This is a genomic window from Brenneria tiliae, assembly GCF_023347575.1.
GTDB lineage: Bacteria > Pseudomonadota > Gammaproteobacteria > Enterobacterales > Enterobacteriaceae > Brenneria > Brenneria corticis.
The window spans coordinates 315,746-332,704 of sequence record NZ_JAKPCB010000102.1 but is presented as its reverse complement, the minus strand read 5'-3'; the positions used below and the strand labels follow the sequence as shown (position 1 = coordinate 332,704).

Here is a 16,959-nt window from a genome sequence, read left to right as displayed (position 1 = left end):
ACCACTATTCGAACGGCAATTATCCGCGCCATAAACGGCGCTTTTATTAAATGCAATTAATGGGAATCCTTTTTCATTTTTTTGTTTTGACTGGTCTGAACCCATCAATTACCGTCGGTAATCAATAAATACGACGGGATTGCCGAGAATAATGATTAGGTTACCGCCATATATTTCCCATAAATTTCGGCTTGCCGAAAAACCATCAGTAACTAATTCCGCTTCGGATATCACGGGCGTATTCAGAATATTATCAGCAGTCATGGTCCAGTAAAAAGCTGAGCCGCAAAGAGGAAATATTATAATGAAAAATAGATATGTAAGGATGTTGAGCAAACTGTTCGCCGGCGCGCTGTGCTCTTTGGCGCTAACGGTTCAGGCTGCGGAGGTGGTGAAAATCGGCTCCACCGCCGGGGCGACGTCAGACGCCATTCTGGCCGTGGTCGATGAGGCGAAGGCGCAGGGGATCGATGTGCAACTGGTGGAATTTACCGACTGGACTTTGCCTAATGAAGCGCTGAATAACGGCGATATCGATCTGAATTTTTTCCAGCACGAGCCATTCCTGCAAAATGCCATCAAAGAACGCGGATATAAATTAAAGAATATCGATTTTGGTTTATTGCAAAATATCGGTATCTATTCGAATAAAATAACCGATCTGAACGCGGTGCCGCAGGGCGCGAAAGTCGGCGTACCCAACGATCCGGTCAATCAGGGTCGCGCGCTGTTGCTGTTGCAGAAAGCGAATCTTGTCAAATTGCGCAACGGCGAGGCCACGGACGCCACGCTGGATGACGTGACGGATAATCCGCATAAGCTGAAATTTTTCGAGATAGAAGGGCCGCAGCTGATCCGTTCCCTGCAGGATCTCGATCTCTCCATCGTCTGGCCTTCCTATTTCTTTAACGCCGGGATCCCGGAGAAAGCCAGTCAGGCGCTGCTCTATTCCGGCGTCAGCGATACCTACTACGCCATGAATTTCACCGCCCGCAGCGATCGCGCCGACGATCCGCTGTTACGGAAATTTATCAGCATTTACCAGAACTCCGCCGCGGTGCGCGATACCATCGCCAAACGCTTCAATAACGATCCCAACCTGTATGCGCTGCCCTGGCTCAAGGAGGGCGCGAAGCCATGAGTCTGGCGGGCGCGGTGATGAAAACGATACTGGATTGGGGTAAACCGGCGGCCGGCGCGCAGTCTGTCGCCGGGGCGTCCTCCGACGTATCGGCGCCGCGCGGCGCATCCGGCTCTTCGGTGACCTTTGAGCGCCTTTCCCGGGTTTACCCCTCGCCGGATAAGCCGGTACAGGCACTGACGGATATCAGTCTGATCATTCCGGCGGGGTGCATTTTCGGCATTATCGGTCGCAGCGGCGCGGGCAAGTCCAGCCTGCTGCGCACCATTAACCGCCTGGAGAGGCCGACGGTCGGCAGGGTGCTTATCGACGACGTCGATATCAGTACCCTTGATGAAAACCAACTGGTGAACCTGCGCCGCCGCGTCGGCATGATTTTTCAGCATTTCAACCTGCTGGCGGCCAGAACGGTCTGGGAAAACGTGGCGCTGCCGCTGCGGGTGGCCGGCGTGCCGCAGGAACGGATCAACCGGCGCGTGGCCGAGCTGCTGGCGCTGGTGGGGCTGCAGGATAAACACAATGTCTACCCGAGCCGGCTGTCAGGCGGGCAGAAGCAGCGGGTCGGCATTGCGCGCGCCCTGGCCACCGCGCCGGACGTGCTGCTGTGCGATGAGGCCACCTCGGCGCTGGATCCGGAAACCACCCAGTCCATTCTGCAGCTGCTGCGCGATATCAACCGGCGTCTGGGCATTACCATCGTGGTGATCACCCATGAGATGAGCGTGATCCGTGAAATAGCCGAACGGGTGCTGGTGCTGGAACAGGGGAGGATCGCCGAGTTGGGCGAAGTCTGGCAGGTTTTCGGCTCGCCGCAACACGAGGCGACGAAAGCGCTGCTGGCGCCGTTGCAGCACGGCGTGCCGGATGATTTGCTGCGCCGCCTGCTGCCGCAGCCGCCGTCGGACGGCGCCGGCGAGCGGATTTGGCAACTCTCATACAGCGGCGAAGGGGGACTGGAGCCGGATTTCACCCGCATCGCCCAGGCGCTGCAAACGCCGGTGCGTCTGGTCTATGGTGGGATGGATCGCATTCAGGGCCATGCGCACGGACGTCTGTTGCTGGCGGCGTCGGCCGCGGCGCCGCTGACGGATTTCACCAGTCTTACGCAGGGGCCGCAGGCCATTGCGCATCAAATTGAGGTGATTGGTTATGTTCCCTTCGCTTTCCATTCCGCCTGACCGCTATACGCAAGCGTTTGTCGATACGCTGACCATGGTCGGCGTATCGGGGAGTATCGCCTTTGTCGCCGGTATTCCGCTGGCGGTGATGTTGATTATGACCGCGCCGGGCGGCTTGGTTGCCTCTCCCCGTTTCCACCGCGTGGTGGGCGGGGTGATCAACGGCTTCCGCGCCACGCCGTTTATCGTCATGCTGGTGGCGCTGATCCCGTTTACCCGTTGGGTGGCGGGCACCACCATCGGCGTGTGGGCGGCGATTGTGCCGCTGGCTATCAGCGCCACGCCGTTTTTTGCGCGCATCGTCGAGGTTAACCTGCGTGAAGTCGATCCCGGCCTGGTCGAGGCGGCCCAGGCGATGGGCTGTAAAAAATGGCATATCGTGCGTTATGTCTATCTGCCGGAAGCGCTGCCGGGGATTGTCGGCGGTTTCACCATTACGCTGGTGGCGCTGATCAGCTCGTCGGCGATGGCCGGCGCGGTGGGCGCCGGAGGGTTGGGGGATCTGGCGATCCGCTATGGCTACCAGCGCTTCGACAGTCAGGTGATGGTCATCGTTATCGCCATCCTGATCGCCATGGTGACCGTGGTGCAGCTTATAGGCGACCGCTACTCCCGCTGGCTGCGCAATCGCTAGGATTGCGCTTCCGTTGAGCTAATTACCCGATCGGCGCGGCCGTTGCGGGCCGGCGCCGCGGACGTTACTCGATATGCGCCGCGAAACCCGACCGGCCCGGCGCAATATCCGGCTTCAGCGTAAGTTCCGGGATCTCGTACGCTCCCGCATTCTGCGGCCGGAAAGCAATGGGCGGCGTATCCCACAGATGATCCAGTCGTTGTCCGAGTTCGCCGCAGACCTGCGTGAACCGGTCCGCGTCCATGCGGCTGGTGTGATAGACCACGAAAGGCGGCAGCACCTCGAAACCGGGGTAGAACAGGGTCCCATGCTGGATCGGAAACAGCAGGTCATCGATCGGGCCGTTGACGCCGCGCGGACCATAGTGGGATTCCCAGCCTCCCGCGGTAACCACCAGCATGGCGCGTTTGCCCGCCATGGCGCCCTCTCCGTAGCGATCTCCCCAGTGATTTTCTGAATGCTCGCCGACGCCATAGGCAAAACCATAGGCGTAGACGCGTTCCACCCAGCCTTTGAGAATCGCCGGCATGGAGAACCACCACAGCGGAAATTGCAGAATCATGGCGTCCGCCCAGCGCAGCTTCTCCTGTTCGCGCGCGATGTCCGCGCTCTGCGTACCCTGTTCAAATGCGCGTTTGGAGTCGAGTCCCGGACTAAAAGGCTCGCCGTCGGGTTTGTCGGTGCGGTCGTCGGCGTCCAGCGTCGCTTTCCACCCCATAGCATACAGGTCTGATATCTGGACCGCGTGTCCGGCGCCCTCAAGATAGTTGACGGCGAAATCTTTTAACGAGCCGTTCAGGGAACGGGACTCAGGGTGGGCATAAACAATAAGAACATTCATAAGCGCATCTCCATAGCGTTGACAGACGCAGGGTAGATCACTATCAGGTATACTAGAAATGAATTGCTTTTATATCAGGTATAGCTATGAACAATTTCCGTAATCTGGATCTCAATCTGTTATTGACCCTGGATGCTTTGCTGGAGGAACAGAATGTCACCCGCGCGGCGCGGCGTCTGCATCTTTCCCAGCCATCGGTCAGCATTCAACTCGCCAGATTGCGGGATGCCTTCGGGGACCCTTTGCTGCTGCCGGGACCGCGCGGCATGCGGCCGACCGCCAGAGCGGATGAGTTGCGCGAGCCGCTGCGCCAGGCGCTGGAGTCTCTGGAACGGGCGGTATCGCCGTCTAGCCCTTTTGATCCGGGGCTTGCCAAGCTTACGTGGCGGGCCGCGGCCTCCGACTACAGCGAATTGACAATCCTGCTGCCTGCCTTAAACGGGCTGCGTATTGTCGCGCCGGGAACCCGGCTGGCTATTCTGGAAATGACGCCGTCCGGTATCGCCAAATGGATGGCGGATGGCGAGATCGATCTGGCCTTTCATACCCGCGAAGGTGCGCCGTCTGGTTTACATCAGCGGGTGCTTTTTGCCGAACGCTATGTTCTGGCGGGACGCGTAAACCACCCGAAGCTGAAAAAAGGGCTAACGATGGAGCAATTCAGCCGGCTCGAACAGGTGATTGTTTCGCCGGATGGCGGCGGATTTTGCGGCGTCACCGATAACGTGCTGGCAGCGGTTGGCCTGACCCGCCGGGTAGTGCTGTCCGTTGCGCATTTTCTGTTTGTTCTCTCCGTACTGGCGAGCACCGATCTCGTCGCCATGTTGCCGTCGCGTCTGATGAAAGATAATCCGGCGCTACAGAGCGTTGAGCCGCCAGTCGCGGTACCCGGCTTCGAGATGTCCATGCTGTGGCATGAGCGTGCTCACCGCGATCCGGCGCATCAATGGCTGCGCGAATTTATTTCCGCTTCTATATGAATTTGCGAGGTGACAATACGCCGTACCGGCAATAAACAATGACGCGGGGTTGTGACGCGGCCCCGCGCCATTGTCGTCAACAAGGTTAAATATGGCTGCCTATGGAAAGACACCCCGTCAACATCAAGGTTGACGCGATACAGGCCAGCCAAAATACGTTTTTCATATAATCTCCGAAGGCATCAAAAATACCAGAAGGTGGACGGACAAATTAATCAAAACAGCGACACGCAGCCCGTTAACATAAACGCTGAAGCAATGCAGCCCAGCAGAACAATACTTTTCATACAATCTCCTGTGGTATCGAAGATACCTGACGGCTTGAACGTAAAACAAACAAAAACAAACTGTACGGTACAGTTTTGCATTGGCTGAGTTTTAGTGTCAAGAGAATGTGTCGGTTTAATTTATTATCCGGAATTGTCTGAATCGTCCGGTTTTACGCGGCGGGGTAGCGGCGCGGCAAATCTGGTGAAGGGAATAAGGCCGGGAGTAATTTTAAACGACGGTTCAAAAGGAGGAGCGGGCAAGGATAGCCCGCTATAAAAAAGACGGGAAGCTATGGCGTCAAATGATGGCCTGCAAGCCCTTGTCGGCGATAACGTTGAGCAGTTTGAGCGCAGGGCCAGCGGGGCGGGTTTCGCCTTGTTCCCACTTGCGCACGGTCGAGGCCGTAGTGTGCAGATGCAGCGCGAACACCGGCTGGCTAAACTTCAACTCTTCGCGCAGGCGCTTGATGTCGGCGGCGCTGAACTCCCGCACCGGCGGCGGGCAAATCGTGTTGAACTCCCGCATCGTTATCTTACCGATCGCGCCCGCTTCGTGGAGCGCGGCCAGATCGTCACGCAGCGATTCAATGATCTTGCTCACAATGCACCTCCAACAATACACCCGACTGCAATGCCTTCAACAAGGCTTCCGCGGAAAGTTCGAGGAATACCTTGCCTGCGTATTGCAGTGCCTTTTTCTCGTCCTGCGTGATGTTTGCCTTGTCATTTTTCGGGAATCCATGCAGGAACACATAACGGCCGCCGATCCGGGCTGATAGCAGCGTGCGGTAGCCGCCGCTCTTGCCACCGCCGGGGCGTGCCACTCTCTTCTTGTAGAGAAAACCGCCCAAGTCCGCGTCGATCAAACCGTTTTCCATCTCCTTGACCGCCTTGCACAAGGCGACATCGGGCAACCTCTCGCTTGCCTGCCATCGAGCAAAGTCCTTTCGCTTGAGGATGCGCATCATATTGACCTCTAAACTGTACCCGAAACGGGTATACCTGTCCATGCCTCAATGAAATGCCCATGAGGAAGAAACAATTGGGCCAGCGCCGCAGTTCATGAGAAGACCGTTTTAATATGACGGCTACTATCTTGCTGCATTGATGGCGGGACTCGGTGAGTTTGATTTTTGCCATGATGACGCCAGGGAAGCCCTGGTTTCCACAAGCCACATGGAGTCAAGGGGATGGACGCCGGGCCAAGCGACCATGGGGTAAATTCCCATGGTCGTATCAAGCGGATGTATCAGCGCACCAGTACGCTCATGGCGGTAACGATCGGGCCGCCCACGGCGCGTTTTAACGCGCCGATCGCCAGGCCCTTCAACAGCGTTTTTGCGCCGCGACGGATGGTGCTGTCGATGTAGTCCCGGTCTTTGGCCGAACTCAGCCAGCCGAGCTGTTCAAATTTCTCAATCAGTTGATCGACAGCGACTTTCCGGCTGTCAAAACAGATAGCCACCGACCCCGCATAGATACGATGGGTGACCTCATGCACGCCATCCTGCCGGCCCAGTTGGCTGACAACCCGCGCGACCTGTTTGGGATTACGCTGGATATAGTCGGAACGGACGCGAATGCGGTTCTGGGTCTGGTGCAGGTAGGGGGTCATGGCAACCTCAAACACGGAATAATAATGCGAATAATTTACGTTACCAATATTGTCCTGTCCACTTGGTTGCCGCTAAATCCGCCGTTTTTTTGTGGCTTGGCATCTCTGGCCGCCGCCCTTGCGGGCCGCCGCTGCGCGTTTCTTCCTGGATGATGCGCCGTCCGGGCTCTTCGACCACGGCATGGCCGCGCCGTTTGAGTTCGGTCAGGAGGGTCGATTTGCCGCCGCCTGAGCAACCGGAAATAATGACGAAGTGGTTCATGGGATCGGTATCCGTTTCAAGGTAGAACATGCGGCACGGGCTAATCGTGGGAGATTAGTCGCGGCGAGCAGGTTTTTCAAAGGAACCCAGCCACCCGCCGTGCTGGAACGCATTGCCGGCCGCTATCGGGACAATGAACCGGCTAGGTCAGCGACCAAATGATGCCGCCGGCGCCCTGAATACCAGCGCCAACCCGGCCAGGATCGCCGCCATGCCCGACACGGCCAGCGCAGGCATGGCATTACCCAGGATCAGGTAGTCGAGGATCACCGTGACCACCGGCACCAGGTAGAACAGGCTGGTGACGTTGACCAGATTGCCGCTGCGGATCAGCCGGTACAGCAGCAGTTGCGCCCCAATCGAGATCCCCAGGCCCAGCCACAACAAGGGGACCAGAAATCCCAGGTTCGGCTCGAAATGGAACGGCTGGAATGGCACGAAGCCCAGACACAGCAGCAGCGTCACGGCATACTGCAATGGCAACACCTCGACAGGCGCCTGCTGGATGCGTTTTTGCAGCATGGCGCCGAACGTCATACACAGCAGCGCGCCCAGCGCAAAGCCCATGCCCAGCCCGGACAGCTTCGTCAATACCAGGCTCTGGTAAACCACCAGCGTCAGGCCGGACAGTGCCAGCAGCAGGCCGCACAAACGCCATGCGGAGAAACGCCGTTCGGTCAGCAGCAGGGTCAGGATCGGCTGTACGCCGAGCAGCGTCGCCAACAGCCCTGGAGTGATGCCGTGGGCCATCGCCTGGAAGTAGCAGACCGAATAGCTGCCGATCAGCAGCAACCCCGTTGCGGCGACCTGCCAGCGTGTACCAGGCTCGGGCAGCCATCGCCTGCCGGGCAGGCCGATCAGCAGCAGGGCGCCCAGTGCCAGTGAGAAGCGCAGGATCAGCAGCGCGAACACGGAGCCGTGATCGAGCCCCCAGCGAGTGAAGATAGCCGCGCTGCCCCATAGCAGCACGAATGTGGACATGGCGGCGAAGGCCGCCCATGTGGAGGACTTGGAAATCATGTTGCGCTCACTTGTCGAATAAAGAACAGGCCCCGGCCATCCACTGGACGCAACTGCGCCAGTGGAACTCAATTGGTTTCAGGAGGAGCCGCGAGGCGGGCTGGGATCAGCCCAGGACGATCGCGCGTGGCGGATGGACGCCAGCCACGGCGATGTCCGCCGGAGGCGCGACAGATGAGGCGGGAGGCGGATTCGTTGCGCGCAAGCTGCAAGCCACATTATTTGTGGTCCAGGCAGACTTGGAATGGCGTGCAAATGGAATCATACGATGGTACTCGACGCTCAAAGTAAACGGTCAAGCTCAAATATAGCACTGCGTCGCGTATGACGCATCTGGATTGGGGTGTTCTGGATACAGTCGTTTGTCAACTGAGGCGCAGCAGAACCTGCAGTGAGGGGGGAAACACGAGTGGCGGACGAGGCTGGATCGCATAGGACCAACGCGGAGCCGAAGACGATTTCCGGGTGCAGATCGAACGCTTCAAAGAATCTACGCTGCAACGCCAGCGCCTGCTGATGATTGGCTCCACTTTCGCCGCCTTCAGCTACTTCACGCTGATCCTGGCTCAGATCACCGGATTCTCCGTTGCGTCGATCCCGTGGCACCAGGGAAGCTATGGCGCAGCCAATGTCATCGGCAACGTGGACATCGCATCGACCATCAAGGTGTCGGCCGCCAATGCAGGATTGTCAGATCGCATCCCACGGCGCATCCCGCCAGCGTTCCAGCAGGAAATCGCTGAATGCCGTCAGCCGGCGCGGCACGGGTTCGCGCCGTGCCCGCACCAGACTGATCTTCGAGGGCAGGGCTTCCCATTCCGGCAACACGCGCACCAGCCGTCCGTCGCACAGTTCTTCGTGAATGTCCCAGGTCTCGCGCAGCGAGATGCCCATCCCGGCCAGGCACCAGGCATGCAGCACGTCGCCGCTGTCGCTGCACAGCGTGCCGCTGATCGCGACGGGTTTCTCCCGGCGACCCTTGCGCAGCGGCCAGGTGCTTTGCAGCAGGCCCGGATAGGCGAACACCAGGCAGTTGTGCCGCGCCAGTTCTTCCGGCTGCGCGGGCTGCCCATGCGCTTTCAGGTAGGCGGGAGAGGCCGCCAGGATACGCCGGTTGTCGGCCACGCGTCGCGCCACCAGCCGCGAATCGGCCAGTTCGCCCATGCGGATCGCCAAATCCAGGTCGCCGCTATACAGATCCTGCACCTGATCGGACAGGCGCAGATCAAAGCCGACTCGGGGATGCAGGCGGCAGAAATCGTTAATCGCCGGGGCCACGAACTTGCGACCGAACGGCGTGGGCGCCGTCAGACGGATGGCGCCGCTCAATTCTTGGCTGCCGCCGGTCGCCAGTTCCTGCATTTCTTCCAGCACCGCCAGGGCGACCCGCGCCCGTTCGGCAATGGCGCGGCCTTCGCTGGTGATACGCAGATTGCGGGTGTTGCGCTCGAACAGCGTGGTGCCCAGCGCTTGTTCCAGCCGGGCGATCTGCTTGCTGACCGTCTTGGGCGCGAGGTGCAGGTCGCGCGCGGCGGCGGAAAAGCTATGCCGCTCCACCACGTGTACGAATACCGCCAAGTCATCCAGATTGCGCAGGGACATTTGGTTCATTCCGGGGAAAGTGTTTGTCTATTTTGGTTATTTTAAGGGTATAGCAAAACCGCCAGAATGACACTCCTTATCCCCATATGCTGCGTTGCCCGCGTGCCATCTTCAGGTGCGTCCGGCCGCGCACCCATTAGGAGTTTCTGATGACCCACCGCATTCTTTTCGTCCTGACCGGCCATGACCGCAAAGGGCCTGCCGGGGCAGCCAACGTCGCGCCCAGCGGGTTCTATCTTTCCGAAGTGACGCACCCGCACGACGTGTTGAGCGCCGCCGGCTACACCGTTGATTTCGTCAGCCCCAAGGGCGGCAAGGCGTATGTCGATGGCCTCGACCTGGACGATCCGGTCAATGCCGCGTTCTGGAACGACGCGGCGCTGCGCAACGCCACCGACACCACGCTGGCGCCGTCTCAGGTCGATCCCGAAGCCTATGCCGCGATCTTCTATGCCGGCGGTCACGCGACGATGTGGGATTTCCCCGACAACGCTGAACTGGCGGCCATCGCCGCACGCATCTACGAGCGCGGCGGCGTGGTCGCGGCGGTGTGCCACGGGCCGGCCGGGCTGGTGAACGTCAAGCTGTCCGAGGGCCGCTATCTGGTCGATGGCAAAGACGTGTCGGCTTTCACCAACGACGAGGAACGTGCGGTCGGCCTGCGCGATACGGTGCCGTTCCTGCTGGCCGATGCCTTGACGCAACGCGGCGCCCGGCATGTGCCCGCGCCGAACTTCCAGGCGCAGGTGGTGGTCAGCGGGCGGCTGGTGACGGGTCAGAACCCCGCTTCGGCCAAGGGCGTGGCCGAAGCGATGCTGACGTTGCTGACCGTGGTGCCGGCGGGGCGGGCCTGAGCCATGAACGAGCGCATGCCTTTCGTCATCTACATCTTCGCGCTATGCGCGTTCGCCCTGGGCTTCACCGAGTTCGTCACCATCGGGCTGGTTTCCACCATTTCCGCCGATCTGCATGCCAGCGTCAGCCAGGTTGGCACGGCGGTCACGGCCTATGCGCTGGGCGCGGTGATCGGTGCGCCGGGCCTGACGGCGCTTGCCACACGCTGGCCGCGCAAGCAGCTGCTGCTGGTGGCAATGGGGCTGTTCACGCTGGGCAACGCGGTGGTCAGCCTGTCCGATGCGCTGACGCCCATGCTGGTCGCCCGCTTTGCTTCAGGCTTGGGGCACGGCGTGTTTCTCGCCGTGGCGTCCAGCGCGGCGACCCAACTGGCGGGGCGGCATCGTGCCGGTGCGGCGGTGGCCGTGGTGTTCGGCGGCCTGACGCTGGCACTGGCGCTCGGCGTGCCGCTCGGCACCTACCTGGGCGGCGTCTTGAGCTGGCAGGTCATCTTCATGGCCGTGGCCGCGAGTGGCGCCATCGGCTTCCTGGGTCTGCTGGCTCTGATGCCGACGGATCGGAAGGACGGCTCAAAGCAGGCCAACGCGATGGACGGCCTGAAAGCCATGTTTAATCCGCGCCTGCTGGGTGGGGCCGGCATCACCGTGCTGGCCTATGCCGGGTCGTTTGCGCTCTACACCTACATTTCGCCAATCCTGCTGCAAGTGACGAAAGTCAGCGAAAGTACGGCCAGCTTGCTGATGCTGGGCTACGGCGTGATGGCGGCCATCGGCAACGTCTGGGGCGGGCGGCTGACCGACCGCAAGGGCGCAGATGCGGCCGTGATGACGGTGCTGGTCGGCCTCGCCGTGGTGCTGCTGGCGATATGGGTATCGGCGCCGTCCTTACCGTTGATGGTGCTGCTGACGGGCCTGCTGGGTGCGCTGACCTACGCGGCGGTTCCTGCCTTGCAGTCACGGGTGATCGGACTGTCGCACCGCCACGCGCCGCAGGCGCCTGCGGTGGCCGCCGGGCTGAACATCGCCGGTTTCAATGGCGGCATCGCGCTGGGTTCGTTGCTGGGCGGGGCCAGCCTGGAAGTGATGGGCCTGACCAGCGCCGCTTGGGTCGGCGCAGTGGCCGTGGGCCTGGGAATCGCCTGGATGCTGTGGCAGATGCGGCATCCCGCATTCCTCGGCACAAGGCTTCGTGGGTAGGTGAACGATGGCGCTTCGGCATTTGCGTTTTTTCCCGCGGTCGCCGAAGAACTGCACTTCGCCTGCGCAGCGGAGAAGCTGCACATCAAGCAATCGCCGCTGTTTCGCACCTGCGGGGCGCAAAAGACGCGCTAGCGCTTTGTACCCTGGCAACCGTTGTCGGTCTCGACGCCATTCAGGAAGCTCGCGACTATTTGCCTGCTCTCGCCAAGGTCGCGCAGCTTTTCGTCCAGCTTCTCGACTTCCTGCCGCAATGCGGCCCGCACTTCCTTGCACGGTTCAAAGCGAGGTTGGTTGTCCAGAATGCAAGGCAACAGGATACGGATCGTCTCGATCTTCAATCCTGCCGCGCTCAGTATGCGTATGCGTTGGGCGACCTGCACTTCTGCATTGCCATAGTCACGGTAGCCCGCGTCCGTGCGCGCTGGTTGCAGCAGACCTTCCTGCTCGTAGTAGCGCAGCATCCGCTCGCTGACGCCGGTGCGGCGCGCCAATTCTCCAATCCGCATGATAAGCCTCGCATTTCCTCTTGACCTTGACAGCACTGTCAAAGTTTAGCCTAAAGCCTTCTTTGATAAAAGCGAGGTTGGAAATCATGGCGATGGTTGAAGTAGATAGCGCGAAAGTCTTCTATCGGGTCGATGGAGATGGCCCTGGACTGGTGCTGGTTCACGGCACGGGTGGTGACGGGGATAGCAACTGGGGGCATCTGGTCGAACGCTTCACACCATACTGGAAGGTGGTACGACCCGATTACGCCGGGTCGGGGAAAACGGAGGATGATGGTAAGCCTCTGCTCATTCGGGAATTGGCCGCACAAGTCATCGCGGCTGCTCGGGACGCGAATGCAACACCGTTCGATCTTGTCGGTTTTTCGCTAGGGGCAAGTCTGGCGGCGTATATCGCGGCAGAATATCCAGAAGATGTGCGCGCCGTCGTCTTGTTGGCTGGATTCGCTTCCGGTGAGGACGGGCGTATGCAACTGGAGTTTGGACTTTGGCGAGATTTGATCCACAGCGATCGTCGAGCATTGGCCCGTCTCGTATTATTGACCGGCTTCAGCCCCAATTTCCTTGCCAGTCTCAGCCCTCAACAAATCGAGGAAAACATCGAGGCGATCGTCATTGGCAACCAATGGGAAGGCATGGGGCGCCAAGTAGAACTTGATCTCTCCTTGGATGTAAGCGAGCAGATCAAACGCATCACCAAACCCGCACTGGTAATTGGTTGCACCCATGACCATATGGTGCCGCCGGCTCATGCACGCGCACTGGCGGCGGCGATCTCGGGTGCGCGCTATGCGGAACTGAACAGCGGACACTTGGCCCCGCTGGAGTGTCCTGATGAATTCGCTCAACTGGTGACAGATTTCCTGCGCACCGGAGAACGGTAAATGCATAGGCTCCTGGTATTGATGCTGGGGGCCTTTGTCGCCCAGACTACGGAATACCTGCCCATTGGCTTGCTGCCGGCCTCGCTCCAGGCATGTTTTCTCCCGGAAGTTTTTACCCCTCCAACTAACATAAACCAGAACCACTTGATAAACCGCAAAGAATCACAGCCGCACCGGCCGATAATAACAATGTTTGTAAGGTTATTGGCAGGGTCTGGCGTTTGTCCGCCACGATCGCAGAGGTGGGAAGCCGTATGGAGTCAGAAGATTTAAGCGGAATGATGATGCTACGCCGTTTTGTGACTATCGAACATCATATACCGGGACGTATCCGTTTACGCTTCGCCAACCGGCTGATCCCCAGTCTCGGCAAGGGCAAGCTGGAAAAACTTGAGGCGTTATGCCGCCCGGAAAATGCGCTGCGCAGTTACGCCCTCAATAGCCGCACCGGGAGCGTGCTGCTGGAGTATGACGCCGGGCGAATCAATCCGGCGGTGTTGACGCAGCTTTTCGGCGCGGATGATACCGCGGCCCGGCAAGCGCTGGAGCAGTTGATTCAGTCGCTCTCGCCGTTATCCTAATTATTAAGGAATCGAATATGAGCAATGATAATAGCAATCCAGTGAATCAGGGGGGCGCCTATTACCCGCCGTTTGGCTACCCTTATTATCCGCCGGCGCCGGGCACGCCGCCTCAGCCGTCGCCCGCGTACTGGCAGCATCCGCCGATGTGGTATCCGCAAATGATGCCGGGATTTCCGCCCATGGGATATCCGGCGCCGCCGCAGGCGGGCGTACCGCCACAGACGCCGCCTCCTCACCATCATCATCACGCTCAGCCCGCCGTTGACTGGAACGCCCAGGCGCAGAGCGTGGTGGAAAATATGATGGGCGAACAGGCGGGAGTACTGAAAAACATTATCGGGACGATTGGTATGGACGATAAAGAGTTCTGGAAAGGCGCCATGATCGGCGCGGCCGTCACGCTGCTGTTAACCAATGAAGGCGTGCGCAATCTGCTGTTGCAGACCGTCGCCAGCACCGGCGATTTACTTAAAACGGGGGGCGCCAAGGTCAAGGACGGAGTGAAAAGCGGCGCGGAAAGCCTGAAAGAGACCGCCGCCACCAGCTCCACCATTTTCCGCGATACGCTGAAAGCGGGGAAAGAGGGCTTTAATGAATCGGTAGAGCGCCATCGCCAGCAGGAACAGCCGGCAAGCGAGGAGCCGCAGAATGAGCAACAATCGTGACAGTCTGAGTCCGGTTAGCCGGGCGGTTATCGCCGGCGCGCTGGTAGGCACCGCGGCTTCCTGCGTGGAGCAATGGCGTTGCTATCAGCAGGGCGAAAAAACTCTGCATCAGACCGCCGCCGCCGTTATGTATGACGCCGCCAAAGGGGGCATGGTCGGCGGCGCGGTGATGGCGGTCGCGAATGCCACCGCCGGCCGGCCCGCGCTGACCCTGCTGACCTTGCTGAGCGCCGGCGCCGCCGGTATCTATCTGCTGGATGCGATCGCTAAAAAGGACGTAGATAATGAAACAGCCTGATTATCCTTATGCGTACTACCCGTATTACACGCCGTATCCTCCGGTACAACCGTTGTCGCAGACGCCATATCCCCCGGCACAGCCGTTGCCGCCGGCCCCTTATCGCCAGGCCAACGGTCGGGCGCACCTGATTTCCGGCGTGGTGGCCGGCGCCGCCATCGCCTATCTGCTGAGTAATCGCGAGGTGCAGCAAGGCATCTCCACCACGGCCAGTAAGGCATGGGGGACGGTGCGCGGCGAAGTGGAAGAGCTGAAGGAGCGGTTGGCCGATTTGCAGGCCGAGCTGGATTACTACCGTAATCGGGAGCAGGATGCCGAGTGATCCGCCATTTGCCTGAAACCATCACGCCGGTTCATCAACTGCCGGGGCGGATACGCCTGCGCATTCCACAGATGCGGCGCCGTCCCCAGGGGCTGGCGTGGCTGAAACGCCAGCTCCTCTCGTTCAGCGGCGTTAACGGCGTGCGTCTGCGTCCCGAGGCCTGTTCAGCGGTGATTACCTACGAAAGCGGGCGGACCAACGGTGAAATCCTGTTGCAGAAGGCGCAGGAGCTGGACTGGACGGCGTGTTCCCACGGAGACTATGAGGCCGAATATTGCGGCAGCGATAACCTGCTTAATCTCGGCGGCGTGGCGCTGGCCCAACTGCTGCCTGGAAACTGGGCGGCGCTGCCGGCCCTGCTGCTGACCGCGCCGACGCTGGCAGAGGGCGCCGACAGCCTCGCCCATGGCCAACTGAAAGTGGCGGTGCTGGATGCGCTGGCGCTGGGGCTGTCGATGGCGCGGGGCGATCACCGCACGGCGATGATCACCCAGTCGCTGTTGACGCTGGGCGAGTATCTTGAGCAGGAAACCAGCCGCCATTCCGATGCGCTGCTGGCGGACCTGATGCAGCCCAGAGAGCACCCCGTCTGGGTTGAGCGGCAAGGTAAGCGCGAGGAAATTCAGAGCGGCGAGCTGGTTAACGGCGATCTGATGCTGCTGGGGCCGGGAGACAATATCCCCGCCGACGGCACGGTGCTGCGCGGCGTGGGGCTGATTAATCAGTCCTCGATGACCGGTGAAGGCGTGCCGGTGCGCCGGGAGCGGGGCGCCTGGCTGTATGCCGGCACGCAGGTGCAGGATGGCAATATTACGGTCCGCGCCGAGCGGGTGGGCGATGAGTCGTCCACCGCCAGTATCCGGCGTTTTATCAGCGATTCCCTGAGCCAGCGCAGCGAAACGCAGCAGGTGACCCAGCAGATGGCCGACCGGCGCGTGGCGATCACCCTGGGCGCCGGCGCGGCGGTGTTCGCCCTGACGCGTGACTGGCAGCGTTTGGCCGCGGTTTTTCTGGTGGATTACTCCTGCGCCCTGAAGCTGAGCACGCCGATTGCGTTTAAATCGATCATGAGCCGGGCGGCGCGTCAGGGGCTGCTGCTGAAAGGCGGACGGGCGATTGAGCAACTGGCCGCGGTCGATACGGTGGTGTTTGATAAAACCGGCACCCTGACCCACGGCGATATGCTGGTAACCGATGTGGTCAGCTTCGACCCGCAAAAAGCCTGGGCCGAGCGTTTGCTGGCGATAGCCGCTTCCGTTGAGGAACACAGCAATCATCCGTTGGCGAAAGCGGTGGTCGCCGCGGCGGCGCACCTTGAGCTGCCGCATATCAACCATGGCGAAGTGGAGTATGTGATTGCCCACGGTTTACTGTCCGAGATGAACGATCACCGGATGGTGGTGGGCAGCCGTCATTTTCTCAGCTGTCATTATCAGATTGATTTTTCAGAGTTTGAAGATGAAATCGACCGGCTGGAGTCGCTGGGGCGTCATCTGCTGTTTATCGGCCTGGATGAACGTCTGGTCGGCATGATCGGCCTGCAGGACAACGTGCGGGAAGAGGCGGTTGACGTGATCCGGCGGTTGCGCGATCTGGGAGTGAAAAACGTCGTCCTGCTGACCGGCGATAAAACCGAGAAGGCGCGGCAGATGGCGCAGGCGTTATCCATCGATGCTTTCTTTGCCGAGGCGACGCCGGAAAGCAAAGTGGACGTGGTGCGCGATCTGCAACGGCAAGGCCGCCGGGTGTTATTTATCGGCGACGGCATCAATGATGCGCCGGTGCTGACCCAGGCGGACGTCGGCATGGCGATGAGCCGCAGCACCGAGTTGGCGCAGCAGGCCGCCGACGCGGTATTGCTGCGGGATAATCTGCAAGGCGCGGTGACCGCCTGTGAAATGGCGCAGGAGGCGATGCGCCTGGTTAACAGCAATATTCAGCTGACGGAGTGGGTGAACAGCGCCATTATGCTGGCGGCGGCCGTGGGCTGGCTGAAACCGACGGCCAGCGCCTTATTGCACAACGGCACCACGCTGGGGGTGCTGCTGCGTTCATTGGCGGCTAAAAACCGCCGGCACAGCGCGACAAACGTGGCCGATTAATG

At 60.2% G+C, this 16,959-nt stretch carries 20 protein-coding genes and 1 pseudogene; 13 read left to right on the top strand and 8 right to left on the bottom strand.

The window, feature by feature from the left end; translation table 11 throughout:
* Positions 1-304: 304 nt before the first annotated feature.
* From MFP24_RS20190 to MFP24_RS20175, 3 genes are read left to right on the top strand one after another with little or no spacing between them, the layout of a single operon-like run.
* Positions 305-1,141 carry a MetQ/NlpA family ABC transporter substrate-binding protein gene (locus MFP24_RS20190; RefSeq protein ID WP_249232060.1) on the top strand — a complete coding sequence of 279 codons (837 nt, stop codon included), beginning with the start codon at positions 305-307 and terminating at the stop codon, positions 1,139-1,141.
* Positions 1,138-2,319 (top strand): methionine ABC transporter ATP-binding protein, encoded by a 1,182-nt coding sequence (locus MFP24_RS24110; protein ID WP_283164124.1) that lies wholly within the window; start codon positions 1,138-1,140, stop codon positions 2,317-2,319. Before MFP24_RS20190 ends, MFP24_RS24110 begins: the two co-directional genes overlap by 4 nt.
* Complete coding sequence (locus tag MFP24_RS20175; RefSeq protein WP_249232059.1) at positions 2,291-2,953, top strand: methionine ABC transporter permease; 663 nt, start codon at positions 2,291-2,293, stop codon at positions 2,951-2,953. The genes MFP24_RS24110 and MFP24_RS20175 overlap by 29 nt, the downstream gene beginning before the upstream one ends.
* Positions 2,954-3,017: 64 nt before the next feature.
* Here the strand turns inward: MFP24_RS20175 and MFP24_RS20170 are convergent, their stop codons facing one another.
* Positions 3,018-3,794: an NAD(P)H-dependent oxidoreductase gene (locus MFP24_RS20170; protein WP_249232058.1), complete on the bottom strand. Its 777-nt coding sequence runs from the start codon at positions 3,792-3,794 to the stop codon at positions 3,018-3,020.
* Positions 3,795-3,880: 86 nt separating this feature from the next.
* On the opposite strand from MFP24_RS20170, the gene MFP24_RS20165 reads away from it, so the two are divergent.
* The gene (locus tag MFP24_RS20165) at positions 3,881-4,774 is read left to right on the top strand and encodes a LysR family transcriptional regulator (RefSeq protein ID WP_249232057.1); all 894 of its coding nucleotides are present in this window, start codon (positions 3,881-3,883) and stop codon (positions 4,772-4,774) included.
* A gap of 567 nt (positions 4,775-5,341) precedes the next feature.
* Here the strand turns inward: MFP24_RS20165 and MFP24_RS20160 are convergent.
* The 6 genes from MFP24_RS20160 to MFP24_RS20135 form a co-directional block, all read right to left on the bottom strand.
* Positions 5,342-5,644 carry a helix-turn-helix domain-containing protein gene (locus MFP24_RS20160; RefSeq protein WP_249232056.1) on the bottom strand — a complete coding sequence of 101 codons (303 nt, stop codon included), beginning with the start codon at positions 5,642-5,644 and terminating at the stop codon, positions 5,342-5,344.
* Entirely contained in the window at positions 5,628-6,011 is a 384-nt protein-coding gene (locus MFP24_RS20155) for a type II toxin-antitoxin system RelE/ParE family toxin (protein WP_249232055.1), read from the bottom strand. Before MFP24_RS20155 ends, MFP24_RS20160 begins: the two co-directional genes overlap by 17 nt.
* A 281-nt stretch (positions 6,012-6,292) precedes the next feature.
* Positions 6,293-6,658, bottom strand: coding sequence for an HMA2 domain-containing protein (locus tag MFP24_RS20150; RefSeq protein ID WP_246856706.1), 366 nt, complete (start codon positions 6,656-6,658; stop codon positions 6,293-6,295).
* Between the two features lie 40 nt (positions 6,659-6,698).
* On the bottom strand, positions 6,699-6,950 hold the full coding sequence (locus MFP24_RS20145; RefSeq protein WP_249244268.1) for an AAA family ATPase: 252 nt from the start codon (positions 6,948-6,950) through the stop codon (positions 6,699-6,701).
* A 117-nt stretch (positions 6,951-7,067) separates the two neighbouring features.
* The gene (locus MFP24_RS20140; protein WP_249232053.1) at positions 7,068-7,940 is read right to left on the bottom strand and encodes a DMT family transporter; all 873 of its coding nucleotides are present in this window, start codon (positions 7,938-7,940) and stop codon (positions 7,068-7,070) included.
* 690 nt (positions 7,941-8,630) lie between these two features.
* Entirely contained in the window at positions 8,631-9,542 is a 912-nt protein-coding gene (locus tag MFP24_RS20135) for a LysR family transcriptional regulator (RefSeq protein ID WP_249232052.1), read from the bottom strand.
* A 149-nt stretch (positions 9,543-9,691) separates the two neighbouring features.
* On the opposite strand from MFP24_RS20135, the gene MFP24_RS20130 reads away from it, so the two are divergent.
* From MFP24_RS20130 to MFP24_RS20120, 3 genes and pseudogenes are all read left to right on the top strand, one after another.
* Positions 9,692-10,396: a type 1 glutamine amidotransferase domain-containing protein gene (locus tag MFP24_RS20130; protein ID WP_249232051.1), complete on the top strand. Its 705-nt coding sequence runs from the start codon at positions 9,692-9,694 to the stop codon at positions 10,394-10,396.
* 3 nt (positions 10,397-10,399) lie between these two features.
* Positions 10,400-11,593, top strand: a complete 1,194-nt coding sequence (locus tag MFP24_RS20125; RefSeq protein WP_249232050.1) for an MFS transporter — start codon at positions 10,400-10,402, stop codon at positions 11,591-11,593.
* Positions 11,594-11,600: 7 nt separating this feature from the next.
* Positions 11,601-11,695, top strand: a pseudogene (locus MFP24_RS20120) (LysR family transcriptional regulator); the annotation flags it as partial.
* Positions 11,696-11,724: 29 nt separating this feature from the next.
* Here the strand turns inward: MFP24_RS20120 and MFP24_RS20115 are convergent.
* The gene (locus tag MFP24_RS20115) at positions 11,725-12,102 is read right to left on the bottom strand and encodes a MerR family transcriptional regulator (RefSeq protein ID WP_249232049.1); all 378 of its coding nucleotides are present in this window, start codon (positions 12,100-12,102) and stop codon (positions 11,725-11,727) included.
* Between the two features lie 86 nt (positions 12,103-12,188).
* Here MFP24_RS20115 and MFP24_RS20110 point away from each other — a divergent pair, with 86 nt between their 5' ends.
* From MFP24_RS20110 to MFP24_RS20085, 6 genes are all read left to right on the top strand, one after another.
* A complete protein-coding gene (locus tag MFP24_RS20110) occupies positions 12,189-12,986 on the top strand; it encodes an alpha/beta fold hydrolase (RefSeq protein WP_249232048.1) in 798 nt (265 codons plus the stop codon).
* Between the two features lie 254 nt (positions 12,987-13,240).
* Positions 13,241-13,567 carry a hypothetical protein gene (locus MFP24_RS20105; RefSeq protein ID WP_249232047.1) on the top strand — a complete coding sequence of 109 codons (327 nt, stop codon included), beginning with the start codon at positions 13,241-13,243 and terminating at the stop codon, positions 13,565-13,567.
* Between the two features lie 17 nt (positions 13,568-13,584).
* Entirely contained in the window at positions 13,585-14,235 is a 651-nt protein-coding gene (locus tag MFP24_RS20100; RefSeq protein WP_249232046.1) for a hypothetical protein, read from the top strand.
* Positions 14,219-14,533, top strand: coding sequence for a magnetosome protein MamC family protein (locus MFP24_RS20095; RefSeq protein ID WP_249232045.1), 315 nt, complete (start codon positions 14,219-14,221; stop codon positions 14,531-14,533). Before MFP24_RS20100 ends, MFP24_RS20095 begins: the two co-directional genes overlap by 17 nt.
* Complete coding sequence (locus tag MFP24_RS20090; protein ID WP_249232044.1) at positions 14,520-14,855, top strand: DivIVA domain-containing protein; 336 nt, start codon at positions 14,520-14,522, stop codon at positions 14,853-14,855. The genes MFP24_RS20095 and MFP24_RS20090 overlap by 14 nt, the downstream gene beginning before the upstream one ends.
* A complete protein-coding gene (locus tag MFP24_RS20085; RefSeq protein ID WP_249232043.1) occupies positions 14,852-16,957 on the top strand; it encodes a heavy metal translocating P-type ATPase in 2,106 nt (701 codons plus the stop codon). The genes MFP24_RS20090 and MFP24_RS20085 overlap by 4 nt, the downstream gene beginning before the upstream one ends.
* Positions 16,958-16,959: the final 2 nt, after the last annotated feature.

Coding starts and splice junctions, on each gene's coding strand:
- MFP24_RS20155 (WP_249232055.1), bottom strand. CDS start 6,011: ATGATGCGCATCCTCAAGCGAAAGGACTTTGCTCGATGGCAGGCAAGC.
- MFP24_RS20170 (WP_249232058.1), bottom strand. CDS start 3,794: ATGAATGTTCTTATTGTTTATGCCCACCCTGAGTCCCGTTCCCTGAAC.
- MFP24_RS20175 (WP_249232059.1), top strand. CDS start 2,291: ATGTTCCCTTCGCTTTCCATTCCGCCTGACCGCTATACGCAAGCGTTT.
- MFP24_RS20150 (WP_246856706.1), bottom strand. CDS start 6,658: ATGACCCCCTACCTGCACCAGACCCAGAACCGCATTCGCGTCCGTTCC.
- MFP24_RS20130 (WP_249232051.1), top strand. CDS start 9,692: ATGACCCACCGCATTCTTTTCGTCCTGACCGGCCATGACCGCAAAGGG.
- MFP24_RS20140 (WP_249232053.1), bottom strand. CDS start 7,940: ATGATTTCCAAGTCCTCCACATGGGCGGCCTTCGCCGCCATGTCCACA.
- MFP24_RS20110 (WP_249232048.1), top strand. CDS start 12,189: ATGGCGATGGTTGAAGTAGATAGCGCGAAAGTCTTCTATCGGGTCGAT.
- MFP24_RS20105 (WP_249232047.1), top strand. CDS start 13,241: ATGGAGTCAGAAGATTTAAGCGGAATGATGATGCTACGCCGTTTTGTG.
- MFP24_RS20090 (WP_249232044.1), top strand. CDS start 14,520: ATGAAACAGCCTGATTATCCTTATGCGTACTACCCGTATTACACGCCG.
- MFP24_RS20165 (WP_249232057.1), top strand. CDS start 3,881: ATGAACAATTTCCGTAATCTGGATCTCAATCTGTTATTGACCCTGGAT.
- MFP24_RS20095 (WP_249232045.1), top strand. CDS start 14,219: ATGAGCAACAATCGTGACAGTCTGAGTCCGGTTAGCCGGGCGGTTATC.
- MFP24_RS24110 (WP_283164124.1), top strand. CDS start 1,138: ATGAGTCTGGCGGGCGCGGTGATGAAAACGATACTGGATTGGGGTAAA.
- MFP24_RS20190 (WP_249232060.1), top strand. CDS start 305: ATGAAAAATAGATATGTAAGGATGTTGAGCAAACTGTTCGCCGGCGCG.
- MFP24_RS20115 (WP_249232049.1), bottom strand. CDS start 12,102: ATGCGGATTGGAGAATTGGCGCGCCGCACCGGCGTCAGCGAGCGGATG.
- MFP24_RS20145 (WP_249244268.1), bottom strand. CDS start 6,950: ATGTTCTACCTTGAAACGGATACCGATCCCATGAACCACTTCGTCATT.
- MFP24_RS20100 (WP_249232046.1), top strand. CDS start 13,585: ATGAGCAATGATAATAGCAATCCAGTGAATCAGGGGGGCGCCTATTAC.
- MFP24_RS20135 (WP_249232052.1), bottom strand. CDS start 9,542: ATGTCCCTGCGCAATCTGGATGACTTGGCGGTATTCGTACACGTGGTG.
- MFP24_RS20125 (WP_249232050.1), top strand. CDS start 10,400: ATGAACGAGCGCATGCCTTTCGTCATCTACATCTTCGCGCTATGCGCG.